We start from the raw sequence: 26,390 nt of genomic DNA on the forward strand, positions 1-26,390 counted from the left end.
TCCCCCTTATTTATTCATCTCTTCCAGCTTGACAGCGAGAACCTTGCCAATTTGAGCAAGCGGTTCCGGCTGACAAAGGTCTTTATGACGGCAGTCGATGTCGATTTGTTCAATTTGTCCGTGAATATATGGCTTCCATTCATCAGGTTCAATTGGATCAAACCATTCAGGAATAATCGTTGATCTGAAAAACAAGACATCTCCCCGGAAGGCTTTCGGCTTATAGGAGCCTAAAATGCCGACAGAATTAACATACGTATTCTTCAGATTTAAAATGACCGATTCCTCCAGGCTCGCAAGCGCGCTGCCGTCACGGCGAAGAATCTCGATCGCTGTTTCAAAATCAAGCGGTTTGTCTCCTAAGCTGTCCGGGTCATACCCGCCTAGCGCCAGAAGGGCAATAAGCGCTTCCTCATCATCCGGCGCCTCTTTTATAGGAAGGAAATGATTCGGATAGGCGTCCAGCATCACCAATAGGGATACCTCTTCTCCTTGATTTTGCAGCTGGGTGGCCATCGCTTGAACGACATTCCCACCAAGGGACCAGCCCAGCAGATGATACGGTCCTTTCGGCTGGATTGTTCTGATTTGTTCAATGTAATCAGCTGCCATGTCATCAAGCGTTTTTGGAAGCTCCTCGCGCTGCCCGATTCCGCGTGCTTGCAAGCCGTAGATCGGATAATCTGTTCCTAAATTGGTCATCAAACCGGCATAGCACCAGCTGAGTCCCCCTGCCGGATGAACACAGAATAAAGGAAGCTTGTCTCCGCTTGTTCGGAGCGGCAGCAGAACGTCGAGTGCGCTTTGGCTTGAGCCCATTTCAAGTCTTTCGGCAAGCCCGGCTACGGTCGGTGCCTCGAACAAGTTGCCGATGCTGAGTTCAACGCCGAGCGCTTCACGAATGCGGCTCATCAGCTGAACAGCAAGCAAGGAATGTCCGCCTAAATCAAAGAAACGGTCATCAATGCCGACACGCGGCAAGTGAAGCACCTCCATAAACAGGTCACAGAGGATTTCTTCCTGCGGCGTTCTCGGTCCGCGCCCCGTCACTGCCGCAGCGAAGTCCGGAGCGGGCAGCGCTTTACGGTCAAGCTTTCCATTCTGTGTCAGCGGCAATTCTTTCATCACCACAAAGACAGAAGGCACCATGTAATCCGGCAATCTCTTAGCAGCAAATTTGCGCAGTTTTGCCGTATCAAACGTTTCTTCCGAAGAAGGGATGACATAAGCTGCCAAACGTTTATCTCCCAGCTGATCCTCACGCACGATTACTGCTGCGTCTTCAAGCTGTGGATGCTGCACTAGCGCAGCTTCAATTTCTCCCAGTTCAATCCGGAAGCCCCGAATTTTCACTTGGTGATCGGCACGGCCGACATAGTCGAGAGAACCGTCAGCGCGAAGGCGGGCCACATCTCCAGTGCGATACATCCGAGTGCCCGGGGGACCGAACGGATCAGCTATAAAGCGTTCCGCTGTTAAATCTGGCCGACCTAGATAGCCTCGTGCCAAACCAGCTCCTGATACATACAGCTCTCCGGCAACACCCGGCGGAACCGGCTGCAAGCGCTCATCCAGCACATATACGCCAAGATCCGGAATGCCGCAGCCAATCAAGCTGTTTGCCCGTAAAGCTGCAATGCTACGGTCTAATTCGATATAACTTACATGAACCGTTGTTTCTGTAATACCATACATATTGACCAGCTGCGGTCTATTTTCGGGGTGGCGGTTATACCAATCCTCAAGGCGGCTGAGTTCAAGCGCTTCTCCGCCAAAAATGACACAGCGCAGGCTGAGCGCCTTTCCGAGATCCGGCTGCTCCCGTTCCGCCTGCATAAACTGATAGAATGCGGAAGGTGTCTGATTCAGCACTGTCACACCCTCTTTTACCAGCAGGCGCAGAAAGGCTTCTGGTGACCTGCTGACGTGGTGAGGCACGATCACAAGACGTCCGCCATGCAGCAGAGGACCCCAAATCTCCCACACTGAAAAGTCAAACGCATAGGAATGGAACATGGTCCAGATATCGGCTGAGCTGAAATGGAACCAGTGATCAGTCGCTGCAAATAAACGCGTGACGTTTTGGTGAGGAATCATCACACCTTTTGGCACACCCGTTGAGCCGGATGTATAAATGACGTACGCCGTATTCAAAGGAGAAAGCGGATGGATTCTATCTGTATTATTCGGATTCTCAGCAGGGTATCTGTTTAGCTTCTCTGCCAATTCGGGATCATCCAGCACGATTTTCGGCACGTTTTCCGCTGGCGGAATGTGCTCTGCAGCTTTTGTATTCGTCATGATAACTGAAGGCTGGGCATCTTCCAGCATAAAGGCGATTCGGTCAGCTGGATAATCCGGATCAAGAGGGAGATAAGCCGCTCCAGATTTCAGCACCGCCAATAGCCCCACAGCCATCTCCAATGACCGCGGCAGTGCCAAGGCCACAAATTGCTCCGGTCCGACGCCTTCACTGATCAGCATTCGCGCAATCCGATTTGCCCGTTCATTCAGTTCTGCATAGCTCAGCGCCTGATCTTCATAAACAACGGCAATGGCATCAGGACTTAAAGCAGCCTGCTTCTCAAACTGCTCCGGCAAACACGCGTGCGGAATCTTGTCAGAAACACTTTGCCAATCTGTCACCATGCTGCTGCGCTCCTCCGGTGCAAGGATGTCCAGATTTCCGATTTGCTCGTCGGGATCAGACTCGGCAGCCTCCAGCAGGCGCATCAGACGGTCAACAAGAGCCTGAGCGGTTTCCCGCTTGAAAAGATCAGTGCTGTATTCGAGCAGTCCTTCCAATCCGTTTGGTGTCCCGTCAGCAAGACGGTTTTCACTGATTTCTAACGTCAAATCAAACTTGGCAGAACCGACACTGTGGATCCGCAGGCTGCTTTCCATGTCAGGAAGATACAGTACAGCGTCTGGTGTATTTTGAAACGCAAGCATGATTTGGAATAAAGGATGCGTCGCACGCGAACGAGCCGGATTGAGCACCTCTACAAGTCTCTCAAACGGCAGATCCTGATTTTCATAGGCTGCCAAATTCACTTCCCTCACTCTATCTAGAAGCTCACGGAAGCTTGGATCACCGGACGTATCGGTTCTGAGCACCAATGTATTGATAAACAGCCCCACAAGATCGCCTAGCGCATCATCATTCCGCCCAGCGATCGGACTGCCGATCGGAATGTCAGTGCCCGCCCCAAGTCTTGTCAATAAAGCGGCGAGACCGGATTGAAGCACCATAAACAGGCTCACCCTATTTGCACGAGCCAGCTCCTGCAATCGCTTGTGAAGCTCTGCCTCAATGCGGAAAAGAATTGTATCCCCCTCATGACTCGGCTCAGCCGGACGTGAATAATCGGTTGGCAGTTCAAGCTGATCAGGCAGGTTCTTCAAGGTTTCTTTCCAGAACGCAAGCTGTCCGGCAATCAAACTATTTGGATCCTCCCCGCTTCCAAGCAGTTTTTGCTGCCAAAGCGCATAGTCTGCATACTGCACAGCAAGGGGCGCCCATTCAGGAGCTCTTCCGCGGCAGCGGGCCGCATAAGCCGCCCCAAGGTCGCGGGTCAGCGGCGTTAAGGACCAGCCGTCCCCTACAATATGATGTACGAGGAGAAGTAGCACGTACTCGTCTGGGCCAATCACAAAAAGCTCGGCACGAAAAGCAGGTTCAGCTGCAAGATCAAAGCTGTAGCGCACAGCGTCAGCGAGCCGCTCAGAAAGCTCCTTCTCAGCAATTTCTGTAACATGTAAATCAGGCCGGGCTTGATCGGCGTCTAAAATATGCTGGTAGGATGTCCCTTGTGATTCAGGGAAGATCGCCCGAAGGCTTTCATGGCGGCAGACGAGATCATAAAGTGCCGCTTGCAGCACACCTTGATCCAGCTCACCTGACAAACGGACAACAACCGGAATATTATAAGTAGGGCTTGGGCCTTCCAAACAATGGAGGAACCATAGACGGCGCTGGGCAAAAGATAGCGGAATCTTTTCAGGCCGCTCAGCTCTTTGCAATGCAGGACGTGCACTCTGCGCCTGATCAAGGTGGGCAGCAAGTCCGGCTACTGTCGGTTCGTCAAAGAGCTTGGCAATACCAAGTTCGGCTCCCATTACCTCGCGAATGCGGCTCATCAGACGGGCTGCAAGAAGAGAGTGACCGCCAAGCTCGAAGAAACTGTCATCGATGCCGACCCGTGCCAAACCGAGAACCTCGGCAAACAAGTCACACAATATCGCTTCCTGAGGAGTTCGCGGTCCCCTATCGCTGACAGATGTGCTTAAATCAGGCGCCGGCAATGCTTTCCGATCGAGCTTGCCATTAGGTGTCAATGGCAGTTCGTCCATCTCTACAAATGCCGCCGGCACCATATAATCAGGAAGACTGGCACCCACATAACGGCGAAGCTCGGCAGTATCAATAGCTGAAGCAGCGACTGCATATGCCACCAATCTTTTATCTCCCGGCTGATCTTCCCGAACGACAACCGCGGCCTGTTCGATGTCCGGATGCTTAGCAAGCACGGCATCAATTTCTCCAAGTTCAATTCGGAATCCGCGAATTTTGATTTGATGATCCGCCCGTCCGATATAATCCAAAGACCCATCAGCGCGCCAGCGGGCCTGATCTCCGGTCCGATACATCCGAGCCCCCGGCGGTCCGTATGGATCTGCAACAAAACGCTCAGCCGTTAAATCAGGGCGGCGGAAATAACCTCTAGCCAAGCCGGTTCCTGCAATATAAAGCTCTCCGACAACTCCCGGCGGCACCGGCTGCAAACCGTTATCAAGCACATACACCTGCGTATTCCAAATCGGTTTGCCAATTGGCGGAACGCCCTTCAGTCCTTCTTCAAGAAAAGCTGCTGCAGACCAAATCGTTGTTTCAGTCGGACCGTATAAATTCGTGACTGGACAATGAAGCTCATGAAGCGCCTGTAAAAGTCCGCTTGGCAGCGCCTCGCCTCCGACAAGCACTCTAAGCCCCCGAAGTTTCTCAGGTTCATTCGTCACCAAGGCATGCCACAGTGTCGGTGTCGCCTGCATGATATTGATATCGAAATATTCAATCATTTGAGCTAATGCCTGTGGCTCACGGATCGTTTCTTTCTGTGCGATCACGATTTGCGCCCCGCTGATAAGCGGAAGATATAACTCTAATGCCGAAATATCAAAAGCGACAGTCGTCACAGCCAACAGCTTGTCTTCTTCTCCTAGAGAAAATGCCTCCTGCATGGACAGCAGGAAATTGCTTAAGCTTTTCAGTGTTACAACGACACCCTTCGGTCTTCCTGTTGATCCTGAGGTATAGATGATATACGCAGGATGGGCAAGTGAAACCGATACATTCGGATTGTCAGGCGAATAGCGTTTTACAACCTCCTGTGTGACAGCCTGATCAAGCACAAGCTGCGAAACAGCAAGGCCATCTGGCAGACGGGATGCTATTTCCTCAGTCGTTATGATGCATGAAGGATTCGCATCCTCCAGCATGTAGGAAATTCGGTCGGCCGGAAACTCCGGATCTAGCGGAAGATACGCTGCACCAGTCTTTAACACAGCGAGCATCGAAGCTACCATCTCTGAAGAACGCGGCAGCGCCAAAGCGACAAATTGCTCCGGCCCAACTCCTTTTTCGATCAGCAGATGCGCGAGGCGGTTTGCCTCTTCATTGAGCTCTTGATAGTTGACTTGGACATCATCGCATATGAGAGCGATACGTTCTGGCGTAAGAGCCGCCTGCTTCTCGAACATCTCCTGAAGGCTGAGCAGTTTCTCCGATTTTGCCGTCTCATTCCATTTATGAATGACTTGTTCTTTCTCCTCTGGCAACAGGAGCTCCATTTGCCCAATCAGCATGTCCTCCCCGGCCGAAGCTGTTTGCAGCAGCTGCAAGATACGCTGCTGATGCAGCTTAATATCAGATTCGCTGTATACCTCAGGATTCGCATCAACATCAATTCGCAGCCCGCTGCCATCCGTCCTGTCATATACATTGATTGATAGATCATCGACAGGACCGGCTGAAAGATTATGCGTCGTGCCCCGGGCTCCGGCAAAGTCGAGACCGTAATCAAACGGCATGAGATTGATTTGAGGGCCAAATAATCTATGATTTTCTCCTATTAACTTCAGGTCGCGCCGAAGCTCTTCATGGCGATACTTATGATGTCGCCGAATACTGCGGATTTCCCGGGAAATTTGCAGAATAAGCTCTGATAAACTCATCGAAGAGCTTACTGACAGCCGGAGCGGGAGAAGATTCATCACCATAGCCGGCACATTCAGTGATGCGGACCCTATTCGCCCCATCATAGGCAGGCCGAGCACAACATCCTCAGAGCCGGTCATACGTTGCACATAAACAGCTGACACTGCAAGCATGACTTCATGCCAGCTACCCGAGAAATAGCGTGCCGCTTCTTTTAACGCGTTTACATCAGACGGAGGCAGGTATGCCGTATGGCGAAGAAAACTGTTAGATGTTCTTGGCGCCCGATCTGCCAAACTCACAACTTCAGGTTCATCTGCAAAACGGTCCAGCCAGAATTGGCGATCCTTTTCATACTGCTCTGAGCTGCGATAATCAGCATCTTCCTCCAAAATGGCCTGGAGAGACCCAAAGGAACGATCTTTAGCTGATTGTCCTTTCATAAGCGCGGTATATGTACTTGCCACACGCTGGGCAATCAGGGAAAAACCGAAGCCGTCGATCGCTATATGGTGAATGCGCTGATACCAAAAGAAACGATCAGGCCCGGCTATAAACAGCGCTTCATTGAACAAGGGGTCATGTCCTAAATCGATCGGATTTGCCAAATCTGCTTTCATCCAGTTTAATGCTGTTTTTTCCGGATCAGGCTCAGAGCTGACGTCAATGACATGCAGCTGTACATCCGGAGACGGGTTCATCTTCTGCCAAGGCCCGTCCATATTTTCACCGAAGCGGACATGCAGCGATTCCGCTTCCTTGATCACGTGCCGTAAAGCTTCTTCAAAAAGAGCAAGATTGATTGGTCCATTGATTTCTATATATTCCGCAGTATTGTAGATTGGATTGTCCGGATCAAGCTGCTGGGCAAACCATATGCCGGTTTGCGCTCCGGTCAAAGAATATTGAAGATCTTTTGTATCAGGCATCCGTTTGTTGACCCTCCTTTTTATAAATAATCCGCGTTTGGCAGCACTTGCTGGCTGCGGATGGTGAGCAATTTCTGCCATTCTTCGATCGTCGGGCGTTCTGCCAGTTCCACGAAGGTCACCTCGGCTCCTTCACGGCGCCATTGTTCTACCAATGTCATGATTCTTACCGAATCAAGCCCCCGTTCCAGTAAATCCTCTTGATCTGTAATCTCCTCAGGTGTTTCTTGAAGAAGCTCAGCAATTTGCTTACGGATGTTCTCACATGTAAACACTTCTTTGCCAGTAGTTACTGACGTTTTCTGAGCAGGAGCCTGCTTCAGCTGGTCGAGAAGACTGTCAGTCATCACGGTAAACGCACAGCGCCCAGCCGCATAATCCAGCGCCATTTGATGTTTTTCTAATGAAAAATCAGCAACTGCGTCTCCTACAAAAAATGCTTCGATGTCCTCCATAAATGCTTCACATGCTGTAACGAGACAGCCGATATGGGCGTAAATGCCGGAAATGATCAGCTGGTCGCGTCCCTGCTTGCGCATAATCTCAAGCAGATTCGTTCTCTTGAACGCGCTGTATCTCCATTTTGTCAGCACGAGATCATCATCTTCAGGGGCGAGCTCGGTTATAATTTTCTCCTCATAAGGGCCGCTGTTTAATCCCGGACCCCAAAAGTCTGTCAGCAGCGCCCGGTCTGCCGGATTTTGACTTCCCGGCTGTGCGGTATAGACGACAGGTATCCCAAGCTGAGCACATTGATCCTTCAGCTTGCGTATATTCGCCGAAAGCTCTGTTACCGGAGACGCTCCAGCTGTGAAAGCATCGACAAAATAGTTTTGCATATCGTGTATTAACAGAACTGCCCGACTTGGATCAGGCACCCATGAGACTTTGTTTTGCGGCATATCTGACGCTGTCGGCATTTGATACGGCTGAATGGCAGGTATAGCCATTTGAACACTTCCTCTCGAATTGTTGTTTTATTTTTTTAATCCTGCAAGAAGCTTCTCGGAAATCGCTTCACGAAGCGCTTTTTTGCTGACTTTTCCTACCCCTGTTTGCGGGAAGGAATCGACAAATTCTATACGGTCAGGGATTTTATATGCCGCCAGTCCGCGCTCTCTCAAAAACGCTTTGAGTTCTGCGGCTTTCGGGGCTTCATCCCGGGGGATAATGAACACACAAGATCTTTCGCCAAGAAACTGGTCAGGCATAGAGACCATCGCGGCATCATGGACAGCCGGATGCGCCAGCAAATGATTTTCCACCTCTTCAGCCGCAACTTTTTCTCCTCCGCGGTTAATTTGATCCTTCGCCCGGCCTTCAACGACGATATAGCCGTCTGATGTCAGCCTGACGATATCACCCGTGCGGTAAAAACCGTCCTCAGTAAATGAAGCAGCATTATGCTCTTCTGCCTTATAGTAACCTCGAATTGTATACGGTCCCCGCGTGAGCAGATGCCCTGTTTCACCGGGTTTTACGTCGCGATCCTGATCATCCCAAACACGGACTTCATCGTATGGAGACATCGGTTTTCCTTGGGTGTTGACAATGACTTCCTCAGGGTCATCCAGTCTCGTATAATTGACGAGCCCCTCTGCCATTCCGAACACCTGCTGCAGCGTGCAGCCGAAAACAGCTTTTACCCTGCGCGCGGCTTCAGCACTGAACTTGGCGCCGCCGACCTGCAGCACTTGAAGGCTGGATAGATCGTCTTGACGTGAGGATGCCGCATCCATCCATACCATCGCAAGAGGCGGAACAAGAGCGGTTATCGTGACCTTTTCCCGTTCAATTAAAGGAAATGCGTCATCAGGACTTGGAGAAGGAGATAATACCACTCTTCCTCCAGCGTATAATACACCGAGAACCCCAGGCGAGCTCAGCGGATAATTGTGCGCCATCGGCAATGCAGCCAGGTACACTGTGCTGTGGTCGAGCCAGCAGACCTCCACACTCCTCTTCAGGCTGTAAATGTAGTCATCGTGGGTTCTCGGAATCAGTTTCGATAGGCCGGTGCTTCCGCCAGACAGCTGAAGGAACGCTACATCCGAAGACTTGACGTCAGGCAGTTGTACAGGTTCTGTATGCAAATCCGCTAGCGGCAAAAATTCTTCTGCCTCACCTGCCACAATGATGTGTTTCAAAGACGGCAGCTTGCTTTGAACCTGTCTGGCAAGTGAACGGTAGTCAAAACCGGAATAAGAGTCGGGAATGATATAAGCAGTTGCTTCAGCAAACTCGCAAAAATATGTAATTTCACTGCTTCGATGTGAAGGCAGTGCAAAGACCGGGAGCGCACCTAAGCGGAAGAGCGCAAAAATGACTTCAAAAAACTCTGCGATATTCGGCAGCTGCACTACGACACGATCCATCTGTTTAATGCCGAGCTTCTGAAATCCAGCAGCCAGACGATCAGCCCTCGTATCAAGCTCATGATAGCTCCAATGGGTGTTTCCGCAAGTAATGGCGATGCGGTCACCATGTTTGGCTGCCCGGTCCCTTAACAAATCTCCAAACGTCTCGCCGGCCCAGCAGCCGTTCTTCCGATATGTCTCAGCTAACTCTTCAGGCCAAGGAGTAAATCCATTCAGCATGTTGCATCCCTCCAGCAATTCATTCTGATCATATGTGATTCACGCCCATTGCCCGCAGCATTGTCCGAAACTTCGCGGATGTCTCCTGAAGCTCGTCCTCAGGTTTTGATCCAGCAACCACACCTGCTCCTGCATACAGGCGGAGTGAGCGTTCTTCTGCCTCTGCGCAACGGATCGTTACGACCCATTCTCCGTCACCCGCATCGTCACACCAGCCAACCATGCCAGTAAAGAAACCGCGGTCAAACGGTTCAATGCTGAGAATTGCTTCTCTTGCAAGGTCAGTCGGTGTTCCGCAGACGGCCGGTGTCGGGTGGAGCGCCGCTGCTAACTCCAGTGAGGTTACAGACGGATCGGAAAGCTCTCCCTTAATTACGCTGGACAGATGCCACATCGTCTCCGTTTTGATCAGCGAGGGCTTTTCCGGAACCTCCAGCGTCCGGCAGAAAGGCCGCAGCGCTGCTGCAACCGCGTCAGCCACAACCGCGTGCTCATGGAGATCCTTTGCGGAAGAAAGCAATTCGTTAGCCCGGCGCTGGTCTTCAGCAGGATTGTCACTGCGAGGCCTTGATCCGGCTAATGGATTGGAAACGACCTGCGTGCCCATTCTTGAAACGAGAAGCTCCGGACTTGCACCGAGCAATGTTCGGCGGGAGGACGTTTCCGCTTCGCCGGACACGTCCGCGGCAAACGTGTAGCCATGCGTGTTGTGCTGCGCCAGATGCCGAAGCAGCTCATCCGTGTGAATCGGTTCAGATGATGTCAAATGCAGCGATCTGGATAGGACAATCTTACTGAGAGTCCCATCGGCAATGCGTGCCAGTCCTTGCGCCACACCATCTATATAATCCTCTGGTGCAGGAACAGGCTCTATCTGGTATGTATGCTCAGCCTGCTGTTCCTTCTCCGCATGGTCAAATTGAAGCGGTCCTGACCAGCGCACTTCTACAGGAACAACGAGCCGAGCTGCTTGTACATGATCAAAAGGAACAGCGCCGACAACAAGCGGACGGCTGTGCCCCGATTGCTTTGCTTGATTCAGCGTCTCTGCAATACGGCCGGATAGGGTTTCTATTTGGTTTTGCCCGTCTGCTTCCGGTACGATTTGACTTACGCCTTTCGCTAACAGAACGCGCTGAGGAGATGCTAGGAAAAAAGCCCCCGGCTGATACTCATGAAGCAAATGCTCCGCTTTTGTTTGTGATATAACGTTTTGTTCCAACATTCTTATGAACCTCCTTTAAATTGAGTTACACGCCTAAGGTCGCGCCGCCATCAACACATAAATTATGCATCGTAATATGCCCTGCCTGGCCTGAAACCAAAAAGAGCACGGCATTCGCAATATCTGAAGACTGAGCCAGTTTTTTGAGAGGGATCCCGGTTTTAAAGGTCTCAAGTGATCCTTTTATGACTTGCTCTGCTCCAGTTTCATCAGCCCATAATGACCACTGCATGTCTGTTTCCGTTGATCCGGGAGACACAATATTGCAGCGAATATTGTATTCTGCAAGCTCAAGGCCAAGGCATTTCGTAAACATCACAGCCGCAGCCTTTGAAGAGGCATACGCCGCCATAGATGTCCTCGGCACACCCGCAGCATTTGATCCGACCGTTACAATCGAACCTGATCTCCGCTCCATCATATATTTGCTGACTGAGCGAGAGGTGTTAAATACACCTGTCGCATTCACTGAGAACGTGGCTTCCCATTCCTCATCACTGAGTGAATGGATCAGTCCCGGGCGGAGGACACCCGCTACATTCACCAGAATATCGATCGGCCCCATTTCACGTTCGATGCGCGCCGTCATGTCGTCAATCGCCGCGCTGTCTCTTACATCCGCAGGAAAGGCTTCCGCATGGCAGCCTTCCGCTTTAAGGCTGCTCACAACCTTTTCCAGCTTTTCAGGATTATAATCTACTGCCGCAATGTGTGCGCCTTGATCGGCAAGCGTCCGCGCAACAGCTTCACCTATCCCTTGGGCAGCTCCTGTTATCAAAGCAATTTTTCCCTTTATACCCATAGCATTCATGTCATCAATTCCTTTCTTCGCCTCAGACGCCGAACGGGCATCCAGCGAAAAAGACTGCTGCGCCCCGAAAAGAAAGAGCGCTTTTTTATTGATAATGATTATCATTATCAATTATAAAAATAATCATATCCAAATGTCATGTGACAGTCAAATATAATTTCAGTGACGAAGACGAATATTTTATTTTTAGAAGCAAGGCTGAGAATGAATGTCTCAGCCCATTGACCTATGCGGTCCGTCAGGGTGAAGCGCAAAACGCAGCGCCCGGCTGACCAAAACAGGAAGAACCGAAATATGCCCTTCTCCTGAAAACTCGCAAAATTCTGCCCGTATGCCTTGTTCAGATAAAACGGCCATCCGCTCGTAAAGCTCTCTCGCGTTAGCATTCATTCGGCTCTTGTGATGCTGCTCCAATTCTCCTGCGGCAAGGAGGATATTGATAGGCTGATTGTTTTTCTTGAAGCGGGCAGCGAAATGGTCCGCTTTCTCGAGAATAAATGGTTTATTCCAATGAATGGACGGGCTTCCCGCGACATACGTTTGAAACGCATCCGGCTTCGTTAACAGCACCTGCAGCACGAACAGTCCGCCAAGCGAGTGGCCAAAGATTGTTTGTCTATTTTTATCAATCTGGTAATCTCGTTCTATTTCCGGTTTCAGATCCTCTTCAATAAATCTGAAAAAGCCCTCTGCTCCGCCATGCTCCGGCCATTCTTTGCCGTCGGGCCTTTCCGGCAGCTTTGACTGAGCTGTCGGCATGGTAAAATCCCGGTGGCGCGCTGAGGAGAATGGCTCTGCTGTCTCATAGCCGATGCCGACGATCACTGCAGGAATCACCCCGGTTTTTTCAGGACGGCGCCCCTGTATTCGAACGGCCTCCGCCATTGTTCCAAAGACCGAATTGGCATCCAGCAGATAAATAACCGGATAACCTGCGGACGGCGGCGGCGTACTCGGTTTTGAGATGAAAATTTGATAGGCACGGTTTTCAGTGCGTGAAGACATCAGGCGCACTTCTGTACCAGGAATGGTAAATGCGTTTTGTATCCCGCCTTTCGCCCGGTCTGTTGTTTTCTCATTCATGCAGTACGACATTCCTCTCCTTAAACTAAACCGCAATTTATGATAATGATTTTCACTATCAACTAGACAACTCAAATAATAGGTTTTCTTCCAGAGAAAGTCAACTTTTTCCCAAATAAAAAAGGCACCTTCATCAAATAAGGTACCTGAAGACTATCCATATGGAAATAAAAACCTGATAAAGATGCGGATTGTCCCGCTTAAAATAGAACCTTAATCCCATGTAAATCTTTGATTTTGCCAAGGATCGCCTCTCATGTGATAGCCGTTCTGCTCCCAAAAGCCGGGGTGATTCTCTTTCGTAAATTGGATGCCTCGCAGCCACTTGGCGCTTTTCCAAAAATACAGATGCGGAAACACGCCTCGCAGCGGGAAGCCGTGTTCGGGCGTTAAAGGCTCGCCATTATGTGCATAAGCAAGAAGTGAGGTTTCAGCCAAAAAATCATCAAGCGGCAGATTGGTCGTCCAGCCTTCCTCTGCATGTAAAATGACGTAGCCAGCCTCTTTTTTCACACCCGCTTTTTCCGCTATATCACGAGCCCGCACGCCTTGCCACACATTATCAAGCCTTGACCAGCCAGTGACGCAATGAATGTCATTTTTGGATTCATACTGAGGAAAGGCTTTGACATCTTCAAAGTTTAGCAGCATCGGATGGTCAACCAATCCGTATACTTGAAGATTCCATTTCGCCATATCTTCGTAATATGGGACATTTCCGGTATGAAGCACAGGAAATGAAGTGGTGACGTTTTGATTCGGCGGCACTCTACCAGATTGATCGGACTGTTTTGTTTTTCCGAAATACATACAGAACCCTCCCTTTTGTTAACCTTATTTTAATTTATGTTGACAATCCATTTGTTCTTTATTACGCTATGATTGTGTATGTCAACCTAAGGGGGAACAACGATGAAACAACGTAAACTTCGTGCGGGAGATATGGCGCTGATTGGCATGTTCGCCGCACTTATGGCTGTCGGCGCCAACATTACATCAGTCGCACCCTTTTTACAAGTAGCCGGCATTCCGCTGTCGATGCAGCCGTTTTTCTGTCTCTTGGCAGCCTTGCTTCTCGGCAGCAAACGAGCAGCGATTGCCATGATGGTCTATGCACTAGTCGGATTGGCCGGGGCGCCTGTGTTTGCTCAATTTTCAGCAGGCTTCGCACCGTTTGCAGGAAAAAGCGGCGGGTTTATTATCTCATACATCCCAGCAGCATTTGCAGCTGGATGGTTTTTAGAACGCAAAATGCAGCCAAGCAAAATCCGGTTTCTGATTGCTTCTCTTATCGGAACGGCCATCATGTATATTATTGGAACTACTTATATGTATCTTGCACTGAAGCTGTGGATTCATACGCCAGTGAGCTACGGTACGGCTTGGGGCTTTATGGCTTGGTTTATGGTAAAAGATACAGCGCTGGCCGTGATATTGGCGTTTATCGCACCTGCGATCTACCGCTCTATTCATAAAGCAACCGGCTTTAACCGACATCACATATCGTCCACGTAAAAACCGTTCTTTGGACGGTTTTTTTATCATAACGGAGAAAAGGCTCCCCAGTAAAGGGGAGCCTTTTTCCTATAAAACAAGCGCTGCAATCCAGCCAAAGATGACAAGCGGGATATTATAAAATATAAATGTCGGCACACAAGTGTCCCAAATGTGGTGATGCTGGCCGTCCGCACTCAAACCTGAAGTCGGCCCAAGTGTACTATCACTTGCAGGTGAGCCGGCATCGCCTAGCGCAGCGGCTGCGCCTATAATCGCAATTGTCGCCATCGGGCTGAATCCGAGCTGCATGCAAAGTGGCACAAAGATCGTTGTAATAACTGGAATTGTCGCAAAAGATGAACCGATCCCCATTGTAATTAACAAGCCGACAATGAGCATCAGCAATGCGCCTAAGGACTGACTGTGTCCGATAAAACCAGCTGACGTTTTGACCAGCGACTCGACATCTCCGGTTTTCGTCAACACATTTGAAAATCCGGCAGCAACGAGCATAACAAAACCGATAAAGGCCATTAGGACCATTCCGTCAGTAATCAGTGAGTCCGCTTCATCACGCTTCATCACACCGCTGACAAACAGGATAATCAGGCCTGCCAGCGCCCCCATAATCATCCCTTCTACTCCCAAGGTCTGGGATAAGTAGAGCTGGACGCCGAGTGACACAATAATGGCGAGAACAGCGATAGCCAGGCTTCTTTTCGTATATGGAGAAGCTTTCGTACCAGATATTTCTTTTGTTTCGTATGTTTTCGGTTTACGGAATACAATCACTGATAAAATAAGACCGACAACCATACCTGCAACAGGAATAATCATTGCATAAGGTATGTCACCGAGCGGAACGTTTAATCCTGCATCTGCCATATTATCCTTGAGCATTCCCTGGAAGATTTGGCCGAAACCGACCGGCAGCAATATATAAGGCGCCGTTAAACCGAATGTAATCACACACGCAATCAGACGGCGGTCCATTTCAAGTTCATTAAAGATTTTCAAAAGCGGCGGAATCAGAACCGGGATAAATGCAATGTGAACCGGAACCACGTTTTGCGAAAAACAGGATACAATTAAAATAATCAGCACAATCAGCACTTTAGACAGTGCTTTTTTGCGAGAATCTTCTTTATTTCCTATTAATTTAACAGAGGCCTCCACCATTGCGTCCGGAAGACCCGTTTTCGTTAAAGCCGCAGCAAACGCGCCTAGCATGGCATAGCTGACTGCAACGGTGGCATTACCGCCGAGTCCGTCCGTAAAAGCTTTAACCGTTTCGCCAAGACCGAGTCCGCCTGTTAACCCGCCGGCCAGGGCGCCTATAATTAATGCGATAACAATATTGACACGCAGCAGGCTTAAGACAAGCATAAGCAGCACCGCGATGACGACTGCATTCATGATACCCCTCCAAAAATCCTTTAGTTTGCTAATGTAGTAGATAAATAAAGTATGAACGTATCGTATCATAATCGATGCGCTTTAGTCAACTAAAGATTTTGGAAGAAAAAATCCCTGCCGCATGATGCAGCAGGGCTATCTCCTTATTCTTTTTCCAATGTAAATCGTTCCGCCAGTGTGGCCAATGTTCTTGCCATAACACCGGTGGCCCCGGACGGCCCGAAGCAGGTTGCATTATTGGAAGTCGCAGTGCCCGCAATATCAAGATGCACCCAAGGCGTGGTTTCAGCAAATTCACCAAGAAACGTTCCAGCCATAATCGCATGCCCTTCGCGTCCCGGCGAATTGCTGAGATCCGCCATTTGGCTGCTTTTCACACGCTTTTTATCCTTCTCCGTGATCGGCAGCTGCCAGATCGCCTCACCGCACTCTTGTGCAGCTTCAGCTACCTGCTGGTAAAAGCTTTGGTTATTGGTCATAGCGCCAGTCGTTTCTGTGCCTAATGCCACAACGACGCCGCCGGTCAGCGTAGCCACATCAACAAGAACTGACGCACCATGCTGTTTCGCGTATGTAATGCCATCCGCAAGCACAAGCCTTCCTTCAGCATCCGTGTTGAGAATTTCAATTGTTTTTCCGCTTAATGATACAATCACATCATCAGGCTTCATTGCCCCGCCGGAGATCATGTTATCAGTGGACGGAATGACCGCCAGAACGTTTTGCTCGGGACGAAGCTCCCCGATTGTTTCCATAGCGCCGAGTACCGCAGCTGCTCCTCCCATATCTGATTTCATGCCGACAATTCCAGATTTCGTTTTAATGGAGTAGCCGCCTGTGTCAAAGGTAATGCCTTTCCCGACAAGTCCGACGACGTCTTCCCATTCCTTTTTGCCCTGGTATTTCAACACAATCATCTTTGGCGGTTCTGCGGAGCCTTGGTTTACCGCAAGTATTCCGCCCATGCCGAGCTCTTCCATCTCTGATTTCTCCAATATCTCACACTCAAAATCATATTTCGCCGCAAGCTCTTCCGCATAAGAAGCGAGGTCAGTCGCTGTCAGCATGTTCCCAGGCATATTCACAAGCGTTCTTGCCGAATTTGTCCCTTGCCCGTATGCCTGGCCGACGCGAAGCCCCGCCTGCACTTCCTGTGTATCTTCATCTGTGACGGCGTACACGGTTTCAATTTGTTTGTCAGGTTCATTTGATTTGTGCTTATAATCCTGCACCTCATAGGAAGCAAGCAGGCAGCTCTCAGCTAAAGCATGAGCGGCGTCGGCTGCTGGCACGTCTTCCGAAATAAACGTGTCAAGCAGGACAGCTGCTTCTTGTTTCCGGTCTTTATGAAGGGCTTGAAAAACATGGGCAAAACATTCCTTCGCCTGTTCAAACGAATAATTCGCTTCTCTCCCCAGACCAACGAAATAAATCCGTTTCATACCCGCAGAAGATGGAGGGAATACTTTTGATACTTGATTTGGTTTCGAAGAGACATCGCCATCTTTTAAAAGCTGTGTCAGATGGCCTTCCAGCATCTCATCAATTTCCAATGCTTTGCCTGTCAGCTGGCTTTTTTGAAAAAGCCCGATCACAAGGGTTTCCGTATGCTCTAATTGCTGAACCGCATAAAACATGAGGCTTACACTCCTAACGTAATGGGTATTTGTAATGAACAATGGTATAATAGGAAAAACATTCTTTCCATTACACTTATTTTATCAAACAACAGTCTAAGACTTGCTTTTTTCTTTTGAAACACGAAGGATTTTTCAAATAGAAAGGATGTCGCCTATGGAACTTTTAACGAATTTCCCTTTATTATCAAGCTTGGCTGCGATTTTTTTTGCTCAGGTCATCAAAGTGCCCATACAGTTTATCGTGTCCAGAAAACTGGACTGGTCACTGGTGACAAGCACAGGCGGCATGCCGAGCTCGCACTCCGCGGCGGTCACCGCACTTTCAACTGGCGTAGCCCTAGATCATGGATTAGGCTCCTCTCTCTTTGCGGTTTCCGCGATTTTCGCCGTCATAACCATGTTTGACGCAACCGGCGTCAGACGTCATGCCGGCGAGCAGGCAACAGTCATCAATAAGCTCGTCATTGATTTTAACCGCTTTGTAAATGAAGCAAAGGACTTCCCAAAAGCCGAAGATAAAGAAAAGCAAAAAAAGCTGAAGGAGCTTCTCGGACATCAGCCGATCGAGGTCTTTTTCGGAGGCTTAACCGGTATTTTTCTGACATTGATACTCGCTTACTTTTTCATGTAAAAAACGCCCCAGCCGCGGCTGGAGCGCTCAGATTGCTGACAAAAACCTAAAACGATTTAAGTTTTAGGTTTTTGTTATCTTTTCACGTGATTGAAAACCCTTGAAGTCTAGGAAGGGCGAGCATCGGAGCACAGCGAATGTTCTAATTCGTGAGCACAGACGTGACAATGAATGCGAGGGTTTGTCAACATGCTGAACGCCTCTGCTTCCGCTGGAGCGTTTTATTCTTTCACAGTTTTATATTGATTTCTGAACACTTGCAAAGATTTTGTCTCATTGAGCTTCTCAAGCTCATCCTCGGTAACCTTTCCCGTTCCCTTTTTAATTACATATACATTAAGGGTTTTTTTGCCCCATTCATTGTACACATCTTTGACGGTTTCGAAGTACAGATCAAGGCGGTTTCCCTTAATCGCGGATCCTGTGTCGGCCACCACTCCGAGACCGTAGTTCGGGATAAATAAAATCGTGCCGATCGGGAAAACGGACGGATCAGCGGCAACCGTGGAGTATAAATCCCGTTTCACTTTCACACCTGAATATGTAAGCCCGTATAATGGATCACCGGGCTCCTTACCCGTCGACTCAGCTCCTGCTGTGTAGCCTGTTGCGGTTACTCTTTGGACCGGATACTCGTCCCAATCAAATGCTTCTTCTAACGGTTTTGTTTTATCCTTGTCCGCTGACATGGTTTGTGTTTTTTTCTGCTGCAATGCTTTTAATGTCAGTCCTGCATGCTTTAAGTGCTTTTCTTGATGGTCCCGCACCCATTTTGACAAGTCCTTCGCTTCGATTCCTGACACTGATAAAAATGTCGTGCCAAATGCAAGCAGAAATAAACAGGTCATCAGCAAACGTCTGATCATATTCAACATCATTCACCTCTCCTCCGAATCATTGTTCCCAATTGGAGAGAGCAATATTCAAAATGGTGAATGAGCGGAAAGCATAAAAAAAGCTTTCTTTAGAAGAAAGCGGCATTTAAAACATTTGATATCCTCTTTTTCTGAGCATGTTGATCGCTATACCGGACACGATGGCACCAGCCAAACCGCTGGCCAAAATCAGCACATCGGCAGCCGCTAATGATACGACACGATGAAACAGGCTGGCAAAGGATTCTCCAGGTGACTGGACATAGCTGATCAGCTTTTCCTTGCTGATAATGAAAAGGCATACAATCGGATAAATCACAGCCATAATCCAGGACATTCTCAGCAGCATGTTTAATAAGAAACCGATTCCAAAAAACAAGACAAAAAACAAAACTATTGAGATGATTACGACTGGCAGACTAATCAACCTATCCCACCCCCCTGCGTTGTTTTTAGTGTAACGCGGAGGCTGAATTAAAGTCAACGGCTGGAAAAAGAATGACTGTCTTTTCCTGTCCCCTGGCAAGACGGACAAGTCTCTGAACCGCCGAGGATCAATTGAAAATACCCTTTTCCTGAGCAAAATGGGCATGCATGCGAAGCGGTTGTCGTTGCAGTTTTCATCTGATCATCACCCTTTTTCTTAATTTTCTGATAATATAACATATCGAGCTGTCAACAATAAAGTCAGATCATGTGACAAATCGTTTGATGTAAGCGGAAACATGCCTGTTTTCCTCTCGTTCTCTTTATATTTTGGCGTTTTTTAATAAAAAAACCCGCAAATGCGGGTTTTTAGAAAAACTTAAACTTTCCTTTTTTCAGCGTCAGTCCTAGTCCGCCGATCAAAAACAGCGAGCGGTTGTCGATGACTTTTTTCATAAATGAAGCCGGTGTGCCTTTCAGCTTCCTGCCATAAACGACTCCGACCGCGTTATGCTCGCCTAGTGATGCCACTGTTCCCTTAATGTCCGGCTTGAATTGCTCAAGCTCTCCGCCTTTAATGAGCCTGCCAAGGTTTTTGGCAACCGTTACCCCTTGCTGCATTGCAATTTGGGCAGTCGGCGGATACGGGCGCTCTGTATCTTCATTCATAAACAGTGAGCTGTCGCCAAGAATAAAGACGTTGTCATGTCCGGGTGCGCGCAGATCCGGATTCACTTTGACCCGGCCGCGCATATTTTCAAAGCCGGCTTCCTCCACAATCGGGTGGCCGCGGACACCTGCCGCCCACACAACAGTTTGCGATTTGATTTGCTCCGGCTCTTCATCTTTTTTCCCGACTCTGACTCCCTCCGGTGTACATTCTTGTACAGCCGTGCCGATCTTAAACTCAACTCCATTTTCCTCAAGATAATGAACCGCATAATCGACAAGCTCAGGATCAAAGCCCGGCAAAACGGTCGGCGCCGCTTCCACACAAATGATGCGGACAAGGCTTCTGTCCACGTCATACTCCTTGCAGAGCTCAGGCACGCGGGCTGCCAGCTCGCCAAGAAATTCAATCCCCGTAAATCCGGCTCCGCCTACAACAATCGTTAACCTGTCCGGCCGTTTTTCCGCTTCCGTATTGTAAGTTGCAAACTGCAGCTCGATATGTTCCCGCAGCAGGCGTGACGTGTTGATGTTGGCAATCGGAAACGCATATTCTTTTAACCCTTTAATGCCGAACGTTTCAGGCACTGCGCCTAGTCCGATGACTAAATAATCGTACTGCAGCTCTCCATTTGCAAGCACAACTTTTTTGTCTTCAATTTTGATTGCCTTTACAGTATCCTGTACAAAATTGACCCGCGACTGGTTGATTACGTCTTTTATCTGATAACGGCAGCGGTCATGATGGAGCGTACCCGCGCTCGCCTCATGCATCCATGTCGTTTCATAATGATAATTGTGTTTATTCACAAGCGTAATATCAGCATCATTCGGTCCGACAAACTTTGTCAGCCTAGTTACCGTCATCAATCCGCCATATCCTGCACCTAAAATCACGATTTTGGGCTTATTCAATGCCATCACATCCACCTTCTCTTTTTTTGCTTTTGTTAGACGCATAATAAAATTATCATTTGTGTTAGCTTCAGCTTATTGGCAGGATTTTATGAAATATATTGAAAAGTTTTTTGTGAAGTCCTTACCCAAAGCACTACTATCATATTTATCCGGCTGGCCCGAGAAACATTCAGAAAAAGATCAATTCATTTGGTTATCATCGTAGCGGCCGGCGGAAATATTTTCAAGAACGGATGCGCACGCCAAACACTTACGATTTTTTCTGCTGACTCGTCAATTTGAACGGCAATATGGTATAATTAATAACAATTTTCATTTAGGAGGCAATTTTCGTATGCGAGAGGATACAAAGGTTTATGATATTACAATTATAGGCGGGGGACCGGTCGGCTTATTCACCGCTTTTTACGGAGGCATGAGACAGGCAAGCGTCAAAATTATCGAAAGCCTGCCTCAGCTCGGCGGACAGCTTAGCGCCCTATACCCTGAGAAATATATATACGATGTAGCGGGATTCCCGAAAATCCGCGCACAAGAGCTTATCAACAACCTAAAGGAGCAAATGGCGAAATTCGACCAAACCATTTGTCTGGAGCAAGCGGTTGAATCTGTTGAAAAACAAGCGGACGGTGTGTTTAAGCTTGTGACAAATGAAGAAATCCACTACTCCAAAACAGTTATCATCACTGCAGGAAACGGCGCATTCAAACCAAGAAAGCTGGAGCTTGAAAATGCCGAGCAGTATGAGGGCAAAAACCTTCATTACTTCGTTGACGATTTGCAAAAATTCGCCGGCAGACGCGTTGCCATCCTTGGCGGAGGAGATTCAGCGGTAGACTGGGCTCTTATGCTCGAGCCAATCGCAAAAGAAGTATCCATCATTCACCGCCGCGATAAGTTCCGCGCGCACGAGCACAGTGTGGAAAACCTTCATGCATCGAAGGTTAATGTCCTGACACCATTCGTCCCTGCAGAGCTGATCGGCGAAGACAAAATTGAACAGCTTGTGCTTGAAGAAGTGAAAGGCGACCGCAAAGAGATTTTAGAAATTGATGACTTAATCGTCAACTACGGTTTCGTTTCATCTCTTGGCCCGATCAAAAACTGGGGTCTGGACATCGAGAAAAACTCTATTGTCGTAAAATCAACAATGGAAACAAACATCGAAGGCTTCTTTGCAGCAGGTGACATTTGCACATACGAAGGAAAAGTCAACCTGATCGCAAGCGGCTTCGGCGAAGCACCGACAGCAGTAAACAACGCGAAAGCTTACATGGATCCAAAAGCCCGTGTACAGCCTCTTCACTCAACAAGTCTGTTTGAAAATAAATAACAAAAAGGAGCTTGTGTCAGCGACACAGCTCCTTTTTTATTTGAAGATATTTATATAATTCAACACAGTTCCAAGAACAAGCGCAATCACAAGGGCTGCGACAATCCAGATCATTGCCATAATAATGCGGTCTTGGATCTTTTGGGATTTCGTTGTTTTTTCTTCATTTTGTGTCATCTCATTCGCTCCTTCTTTCCAAATCATAAAGAAAGCCTGGTGCTGAACAACCAAGCTTTGCTGAACGTATATCATTCGCGTTTTGATCCGCTCTCTAAGACTTTTCGTTAAGACTATGATACCCAAACTCACTGAGCATGACAAGCTTCGGCACTTGTACATACGTGCAAGCAAATAATAATGTTTGACATCCTAAATAAAACAGAGTACATTATAGAAGGCGAACATTTCATGTAATATAATTTTAAATATTCGTTTTTAGGAGTGAAAACCATGGAAAACGTATTTGATTACGAAGATATTCAGCTAATTCCTGCAAAATGCATTGTAAATAGCCGTACAGAATGTGATACATCCGTACGTTTAGGCGGACGTACCTTTAAATTGCCCGTCGTTCCTGCCAATATGCAGACGATTATAGATGAAAAGCTGGCCATTCAATTAGCCGAAAATGGCTACTTTTATGTGATGCACCGATTTGAGCCTGAAACACGAATTGATTTTATTAAAGATATGAACGCACGCGGGTTATACTCTTCTATCAGCGTAGGAGTGAAAGATGAGGAGTATGAATTTGTCCGCCAGCTGGCAGAAGAAAACCTGGCCCCTGAATACGTGACAATCGACATTGCACACGGTCATTCAAATGCGGTCATTGAAATGATTCAGCACCTCAAAAAGCATTTGCCGGACAGCTTTGTCATTGCTGGCAACGTTGGAACGCCGGAAGCGATCAGAGAGCTTGAAAATGCGGGAGCGGATGCCACTAAAGTCGGCATCGGACCGGGAAAAGTATGTATTACGAAAATCAAAACCGGCTTCGGCACAGGCGGCTGGCAATTAGCGGCGTTGCGCTGGTGTGCAAAAGCAGCCAGCAAACCGATTATCGCGGATGGCGGCATCCGCACACATGGCGACATCGCAAAATCAATCCGATTTGGCGCAACGATGGTCATGATCGGTTCACTATTTGCCGGACACGAAGAATCACCAGGCCAAACGATCGAAAAAGATGGAAAGCTTTACAAAGAGTACTTCGGCTCAGCCTCTGAATTCCAAAAAGGCGAAAAGAAAAATGTAGAAGGCAAAAAAATGCACGTGCCGCATAAGGGCTCAATCAAGGATACGCTGATTGAAATGGAACAGGATCTTCAATCTTCTATTTCTTATGCTGGCGGAACGAAGCTTGATGCGATCCGTAATGTGGATTATGTGATTGTAAAGAATTCCATTTTTAATGGAGATAAATATTAATAATAAAAAAGCCAAGTCAGCGGTTTGCCGCTTGACTTGGCTTTTTTTCTGTTTAGCACTCTTCTGGTGTACCTGCATTCGTCGCTGTTCTGAACGAAGAACCGCAGCCGCATGAAGCGATGGCGTTTGGATTGTCGATGGTGAAGCCGCCGCCGAGCATGGATTGCTTATAATCAATCACGGTGCCGGTCATGATATCAAGGCTTTCTTTGTCAACAAGAACAGTGATGCCGTGCTGATCAAACACACTGTCTGTTTCACCCTTTTCATGCTCAAAGCCCATGCCGTAAGAAAGGCCGCTGCAGCCGCCGCCTTTGACGCCGACACGCAGAAACGCGTTTTCTTCTTCATGCTCTTTCATCATATCTTTTATATGCAAAGCTGCTGCTTCTGTAATTGTTACCGGGTTGCTCATCATTGTGAACCTCCTTTTAAAAACCGGATGCTTTCTTTTATTATAAACATGATCGGTTCAATTCTCAAACAAGGTGTCTTACAAAAAATAGACACCGTCACAAACGGTTTCAGCCGGTCCTGTCATCATGACATGGCCGTTATCTTTCCAATTAATCACCAAATCTCCGCCTGCTAAATGCACTGTGATGTCTTGATTTCGTTTTGATACGCCGTTTAACACAGAGGCGACGGCCGCCGCACATGCGCCTGTTCCGCATGCCTGGGTAATGCCAGATCCCCGTTCCCAGACGCGGAAATGCAGTTCATGGTCGTTCACGGTTTCAACGAATTCTACATTGACGCCTTCCGGAAATCTCGGATCCTTCTCAATCACTGGTCCCAGTGTCGTCAGTGGTGCCTGTTCAATGTCAGCGATCGGAAAAACGATATGCGGATTCCCCATTGAAACGGCAGTGCCTGTTAGTTCTACTTCACCAAATGCCATCGTTTCATTGATTGTATGCTCTCCCCCGCCGCCAAGCATCGGAAGCTCGGCTTTTGTCAGGCGCGGCTCTCCCATGTCGACAGTGACAACATTCACTTTCCCGTTTTCAACTTGCACCTCTGCTTTCACGAGCCCGGAGAGGGTTTCAATCAGAAAAGATGTTTCCTCAACCAGCTTATGCTCATACGCGTATTTTGCAACGCAGCGCAGGCCATTGCCGCAGTTTTTCCCTTCGGACCCGTCATTATTAAAAATCCGCATTTTGACAGGCGCTTGATCTGAAGGACATATTAAGATCATCCCGTCGGAACCGATCCCTGTATATACAGAAGAAACCTGAACGGCAATCTCAGACAGTTTTTCTTCTGGAAGCTGTTCTTCAAATTGATTCACATAGATATAGCTGTTTCCCAGTCCGTGCATTTTGGTAAATCGAAATGAGTTCATAGGTGCCTCCAACTTTTTTTCTTTTTCTTAGTATAAAAGCTATTATAAGCGGACACAATACAATTATCCCCCGTTTTTCATACATAAAAGCTCCTTGCACTGACGCAAGGAGCTTTTATCGTTTATATAAACATGCCGGCAATGGCTGCGCTGAGCAGATTGGCTAATGTTCCCGCAAGGACAGCCTTCAGGCCGAGGCGCGCGATATCTGAACGGCGGCTCGGCGCTAAACCGCCAAGCGTACCGAGCATAATTGCAATTGATGAAAAATTGGCGAATCCGCATAAAGCAAAACTGATAATGGTAGCGGTTTTTTTAGAAAACTCGCCAATGTGCGGACCGAAGTTAGAATAAGCAACAAACTCATTCAGCACCAATTTCTGGCCGATATAGCTTCCCGCCTGCAACGCTTCATGCCAAGGCACGCCAATCAAAAAGGCGATTGGAGAAAACACATAGCCGAGAATGGATTCTAATGTGACACCTTTTAAGCCGAACAAGCCGAAAAACCCGCCGAGAATACCGTTTACTACCGCGATTAATGCAACGAACGCAAGCAGCATCGCTCCAACGTTTAAGGCAATTTGCAGGCCTGTTGACGCTCCCTTTGCAGCTGCGTCAATGACATTGGCTGCGCCTTCGCCTTCATCCATTTTGAAGTCGCTTTTGACGGTTTGCGGCTTTTCGGTTTCGGGAATAATCAATTTACCAAAGACAAGACCCGCCGGAGCAGCCATAAAGCTTGCCGCAAGCAAGTATTCAATCGGGATGCCAAGAAGCGCGTACCCAAACAAGGTTGAACCCGCTACAGCCGATAGACCGCTCGTCATAATCGTGAACAATTCAGAGCGCGTCAGTCCTGCAATAAGGGGCCTGATCACTAACGGAGATTCAGATTGGCCTACAAAAATATTAGCAGCAGCTGCAAGAGATTCCGTTTTGCTTGTCCCAAGGAGCTTCGACAAGCCGCCGCCAATGACACGGAAAATGAGCTGCATGATTTTCAAATGATATAAAACAGCAATCAGCGCTGAGAAGAAAATGATAACAGGCAGTACACTTAATGCAAATGCCGGACTGTCACCAACTTTTAGAAGCGGTCCAAAAATAAAACTGATGCCCTCATTCGCATAATCAATCAGAAGCTGTACGCGGCTTGAAAACCATAAAAAAACAGCGCGTCCCGCTTCCCATTTCAACACGATGTATCCAAACGCCACCTGTATGCATAAACCAACGATGACGGTTCTTATCTTAATATTGCTTTTCTTTTCTGAAAATAAAAACGCGATAGCAATGACCGCAACTGCGCCCAGCAGTCCCCACAGAACACTCATGAATACA

The 26,390-nt window shown here is 48.3% G+C and carries 21 protein-coding genes; 4 read left to right on the plus strand and 17 right to left on the minus strand.

Translation table 11 applies throughout. From position 1 onward, the window contains the following. Positions 1–6: 6 nt before the first annotated feature. From MOC09_RS14010 to MOC09_RS14040, 7 genes are all read right to left on the minus strand, one after another. Positions 7–7,146, minus strand: coding sequence for a non-ribosomal peptide synthetase (locus tag MOC09_RS14010; protein ID WP_268370881.1), 7,140 nt, complete (start codon positions 7,144–7,146; stop codon positions 7–9). Positions 7,147–7,166: 20 nt separating this feature from the next. Next, the gene (locus MOC09_RS14015; RefSeq protein WP_268370883.1) at positions 7,167–8,096 is read right to left on the minus strand and encodes an isochorismatase; all 930 of its coding nucleotides are present in this window, start codon (positions 8,094–8,096) and stop codon (positions 7,167–7,169) included. 27 nt (positions 8,097–8,123) lie between these two features. Then, on the minus strand, positions 8,124–9,743 hold the full coding sequence (locus MOC09_RS14020; RefSeq protein WP_268370885.1) for a (2,3-dihydroxybenzoyl)adenylate synthase: 1,620 nt from the start codon (positions 9,741–9,743) through the stop codon (positions 8,124–8,126). Positions 9,744–9,771: 28 nt separating this feature from the next. Further along, positions 9,772–10,968 (minus strand): isochorismate synthase DhbC, encoded by a 1,197-nt coding sequence (gene dhbC / locus MOC09_RS14025; protein WP_268358019.1) that lies wholly within the window; start codon positions 10,966–10,968, stop codon positions 9,772–9,774. A 25-nt stretch (positions 10,969–10,993) separates the two neighbouring features. After that, positions 10,994–11,779 (minus strand): 2,3-dihydro-2,3-dihydroxybenzoate dehydrogenase, encoded by a 786-nt coding sequence (locus tag MOC09_RS14030; protein WP_268358065.1) that lies wholly within the window; start codon positions 11,777–11,779, stop codon positions 10,994–10,996. A 213-nt stretch (positions 11,780–11,992) separates the two neighbouring features. After that, complete coding sequence (gene besA, locus MOC09_RS14035; RefSeq protein ID WP_268358021.1) at positions 11,993–12,862, minus strand: ferri-bacillibactin esterase BesA; 870 nt, start codon at positions 12,860–12,862, stop codon at positions 11,993–11,995. Positions 12,863–13,075: 213 nt separating this feature from the next. After that, a complete protein-coding gene (locus MOC09_RS14040; protein WP_268358022.1) occupies positions 13,076–13,672 on the minus strand; it encodes a sulfite oxidase-like oxidoreductase in 597 nt (198 codons plus the stop codon). A 102-nt stretch (positions 13,673–13,774) separates the two neighbouring features. Between MOC09_RS14040 and MOC09_RS14045 the strand changes: the two genes are divergently transcribed. Then, the gene (locus tag MOC09_RS14045) at positions 13,775–14,377 is read left to right on the plus strand and encodes a biotin transporter BioY (protein ID WP_268358023.1); all 603 of its coding nucleotides are present in this window, start codon (positions 13,775–13,777) and stop codon (positions 14,375–14,377) included. Positions 14,378–14,446: 69 nt separating this feature from the next. Here MOC09_RS14045 and MOC09_RS14050 read toward each other — a convergent pair whose 3' ends face one another. Further along, a complete protein-coding gene (locus MOC09_RS14050) occupies positions 14,447–15,775 on the minus strand; it encodes a Na+/H+ antiporter family protein (RefSeq protein ID WP_268358025.1) in 1,329 nt (442 codons plus the stop codon). A gap of 143 nt (positions 15,776–15,918) precedes the next feature. Continuing rightward, positions 15,919–17,412, minus strand: a complete 1,494-nt coding sequence (locus MOC09_RS14055; RefSeq protein ID WP_268370887.1) for a leucyl aminopeptidase — start codon at positions 17,410–17,412, stop codon at positions 15,919–15,921. A 157-nt stretch (positions 17,413–17,569) separates the two neighbouring features. Between MOC09_RS14055 and MOC09_RS14060 the strand changes: the two genes are divergently transcribed. Further along, on the plus strand, positions 17,570–18,046 hold the full coding sequence (locus tag MOC09_RS14060) for a divergent PAP2 family protein (protein WP_268370889.1): 477 nt from the start codon (positions 17,570–17,572) through the stop codon (positions 18,044–18,046). 221 nt (positions 18,047–18,267) lie between these two features. On the opposite strand, the gene spsC is transcribed toward MOC09_RS14060, so the two are convergent. The 4 genes from spsC to MOC09_RS14080 form a co-directional block, all read right to left on the minus strand. Beyond that, positions 18,268–18,924, minus strand: coding sequence for a stationary phase survival protein SpsC (spsC, locus tag MOC09_RS14065; RefSeq protein WP_268370891.1), 657 nt, complete (start codon positions 18,922–18,924; stop codon positions 18,268–18,270). A gap of 103 nt (positions 18,925–19,027) precedes the next feature. After that, positions 19,028–19,348 (minus strand): YuiB family protein, encoded by a 321-nt coding sequence (locus tag MOC09_RS14070; protein ID WP_268358029.1) that lies wholly within the window; start codon positions 19,346–19,348, stop codon positions 19,028–19,030. 53 nt (positions 19,349–19,401) lie between these two features. Further along, complete coding sequence (locus MOC09_RS14075) at positions 19,402–19,545, minus strand: YuiA family protein (RefSeq protein WP_003243733.1); 144 nt, start codon at positions 19,543–19,545, stop codon at positions 19,402–19,404. A gap of 171 nt (positions 19,546–19,716) precedes the next feature. Further along, positions 19,717–20,937 carry an NAD(P)/FAD-dependent oxidoreductase gene (locus MOC09_RS14080; RefSeq protein ID WP_268358030.1) on the minus strand — a complete coding sequence of 407 codons (1,221 nt, stop codon included), beginning with the start codon at positions 20,935–20,937 and terminating at the stop codon, positions 19,717–19,719. A 331-nt stretch (positions 20,938–21,268) separates the two neighbouring features. Between MOC09_RS14080 and yumC the strand changes: the two genes are divergently transcribed. Next, positions 21,269–22,267: a ferredoxin--NADP reductase 2 gene (gene yumC, locus MOC09_RS14085; protein WP_010329948.1), complete on the plus strand. Its 999-nt coding sequence runs from the start codon at positions 21,269–21,271 to the stop codon at positions 22,265–22,267. A 36-nt stretch (positions 22,268–22,303) separates the two neighbouring features. On the opposite strand, the gene MOC09_RS14090 is transcribed toward yumC, so the two are convergent. After that, the gene (locus MOC09_RS14090) at positions 22,304–22,444 is read right to left on the minus strand and encodes a hypothetical protein (protein ID WP_268370893.1); all 141 of its coding nucleotides are present in this window, start codon (positions 22,442–22,444) and stop codon (positions 22,304–22,306) included. A gap of 273 nt (positions 22,445–22,717) precedes the next feature. Between MOC09_RS14090 and guaC the strand changes: the two genes are divergently transcribed. After that, positions 22,718–23,698, plus strand: a complete 981-nt coding sequence (gene guaC, locus MOC09_RS14095; protein WP_268370895.1) for a GMP reductase — start codon at positions 22,718–22,720, stop codon at positions 23,696–23,698. Positions 23,699–23,750: 52 nt separating this feature from the next. Here guaC and MOC09_RS14100 read toward each other — a convergent pair whose 3' ends face one another. The 3 genes from MOC09_RS14100 to MOC09_RS14110 all read right to left on the minus strand — a co-directional run bounded on the left by MOC09_RS14100 (position 23,751) and on the right by MOC09_RS14110 (position 26,383). Then, positions 23,751–24,113, minus strand: a complete 363-nt coding sequence (locus tag MOC09_RS14100; RefSeq protein WP_268370896.1) for a HesB/IscA family protein — start codon at positions 24,111–24,113, stop codon at positions 23,751–23,753. A 78-nt stretch (positions 24,114–24,191) separates the two neighbouring features. Continuing rightward, complete coding sequence (gene dapF / locus MOC09_RS14105; RefSeq protein ID WP_268358035.1) at positions 24,192–25,046, minus strand: diaminopimelate epimerase; 855 nt, start codon at positions 25,044–25,046, stop codon at positions 24,192–24,194. Positions 25,047–25,168: 122 nt separating this feature from the next. Beyond that, positions 25,169–26,383: a NupC/NupG family nucleoside CNT transporter gene (locus tag MOC09_RS14110; protein WP_268358037.1), complete on the minus strand. Its 1,215-nt coding sequence runs from the start codon at positions 26,381–26,383 to the stop codon at positions 25,169–25,171. Positions 26,384–26,390 lie beyond the last annotated feature (7 nt).

The organism is Bacillus sp. N12A5 (assembly GCF_026790125.1).
GTDB lineage: Bacteria > Bacillota > Bacilli > Bacillales > Bacillaceae > Bacillus.

Coding starts and splice junctions, on each gene's coding strand:
- MOC09_RS14010 (WP_268370881.1), bottom strand. CDS start 7,146: ATGCCTGATACAAAAGATCTTCAATATTCTTTGACCGGAGCGCAAACC.
- MOC09_RS14015 (WP_268370883.1), bottom strand. CDS start 8,096: ATGGCTATACCTGCCATTCAGCCGTATCAAATGCCGACAGCGTCAGAT.
- MOC09_RS14020 (WP_268370885.1), bottom strand. CDS start 9,743: ATGCTGAATGGATTTACTCCTTGGCCTGAAGAGTTAGCTGAGACATAT.
- dhbC (WP_268358019.1), bottom strand. CDS start 10,968: ATGTTGGAACAAAACGTTATATCACAAACAAAAGCGGAGCATTTGCTT.
- MOC09_RS14030 (WP_268358065.1), bottom strand. CDS start 11,779: ATGAATGCTATGGGTATAAAGGGAAAAATTGCTTTGATAACAGGAGCT.
- besA (WP_268358021.1), bottom strand. CDS start 12,862: ATGAATGAGAAAACAACAGACCGGGCGAAAGGCGGGATACAAAACGCA.
- MOC09_RS14040 (WP_268358022.1), bottom strand. CDS start 13,672: ATGTATTTCGGAAAAACAAAACAGTCCGATCAATCTGGTAGAGTGCCG.
- MOC09_RS14045 (WP_268358023.1), top strand. CDS start 13,775: ATGAAACAACGTAAACTTCGTGCGGGAGATATGGCGCTGATTGGCATG.
- MOC09_RS14050 (WP_268358025.1), bottom strand. CDS start 15,775: ATGAATGCAGTCGTCATCGCGGTGCTGCTTATGCTTGTCTTAAGCCTG.
- MOC09_RS14055 (WP_268370887.1), bottom strand. CDS start 17,412: ATGTTTTATGCGGTTCAGCAATTAGAGCATACGGAAACCCTTGTGATC.
- MOC09_RS14060 (WP_268370889.1), top strand. CDS start 17,570: ATGGAACTTTTAACGAATTTCCCTTTATTATCAAGCTTGGCTGCGATT.
- spsC (WP_268370891.1), bottom strand. CDS start 18,924: ATGATGTTGAATATGATCAGACGTTTGCTGATGACCTGTTTATTTCTG.
- MOC09_RS14075 (WP_003243733.1), bottom strand. CDS start 19,545: ATGAAAACTGCAACGACAACCGCTTCGCATGCATGCCCATTTTGCTCA.
- MOC09_RS14080 (WP_268358030.1), bottom strand. CDS start 20,937: ATGGCATTGAATAAGCCCAAAATCGTGATTTTAGGTGCAGGATATGGC.
- yumC (WP_010329948.1), top strand. CDS start 21,269: ATGCGAGAGGATACAAAGGTTTATGATATTACAATTATAGGCGGGGGA.
- MOC09_RS14090 (WP_268370893.1), bottom strand. CDS start 22,444: ATGACACAAAATGAAGAAAAAACAACGAAATCCCAAAAGATCCAAGAC.
- guaC (WP_268370895.1), top strand. CDS start 22,718: ATGGAAAACGTATTTGATTACGAAGATATTCAGCTAATTCCTGCAAAA.
- MOC09_RS14100 (WP_268370896.1), bottom strand. CDS start 24,113: ATGAGCAACCCGGTAACAATTACAGAAGCAGCAGCTTTGCATATAAAA.
- dapF (WP_268358035.1), bottom strand. CDS start 25,046: ATGAACTCATTTCGATTTACCAAAATGCACGGACTGGGAAACAGCTAT.
- MOC09_RS14110 (WP_268358037.1), bottom strand. CDS start 26,383: ATGAGTGTTCTGTGGGGACTGCTGGGCGCAGTTGCGGTCATTGCTATC.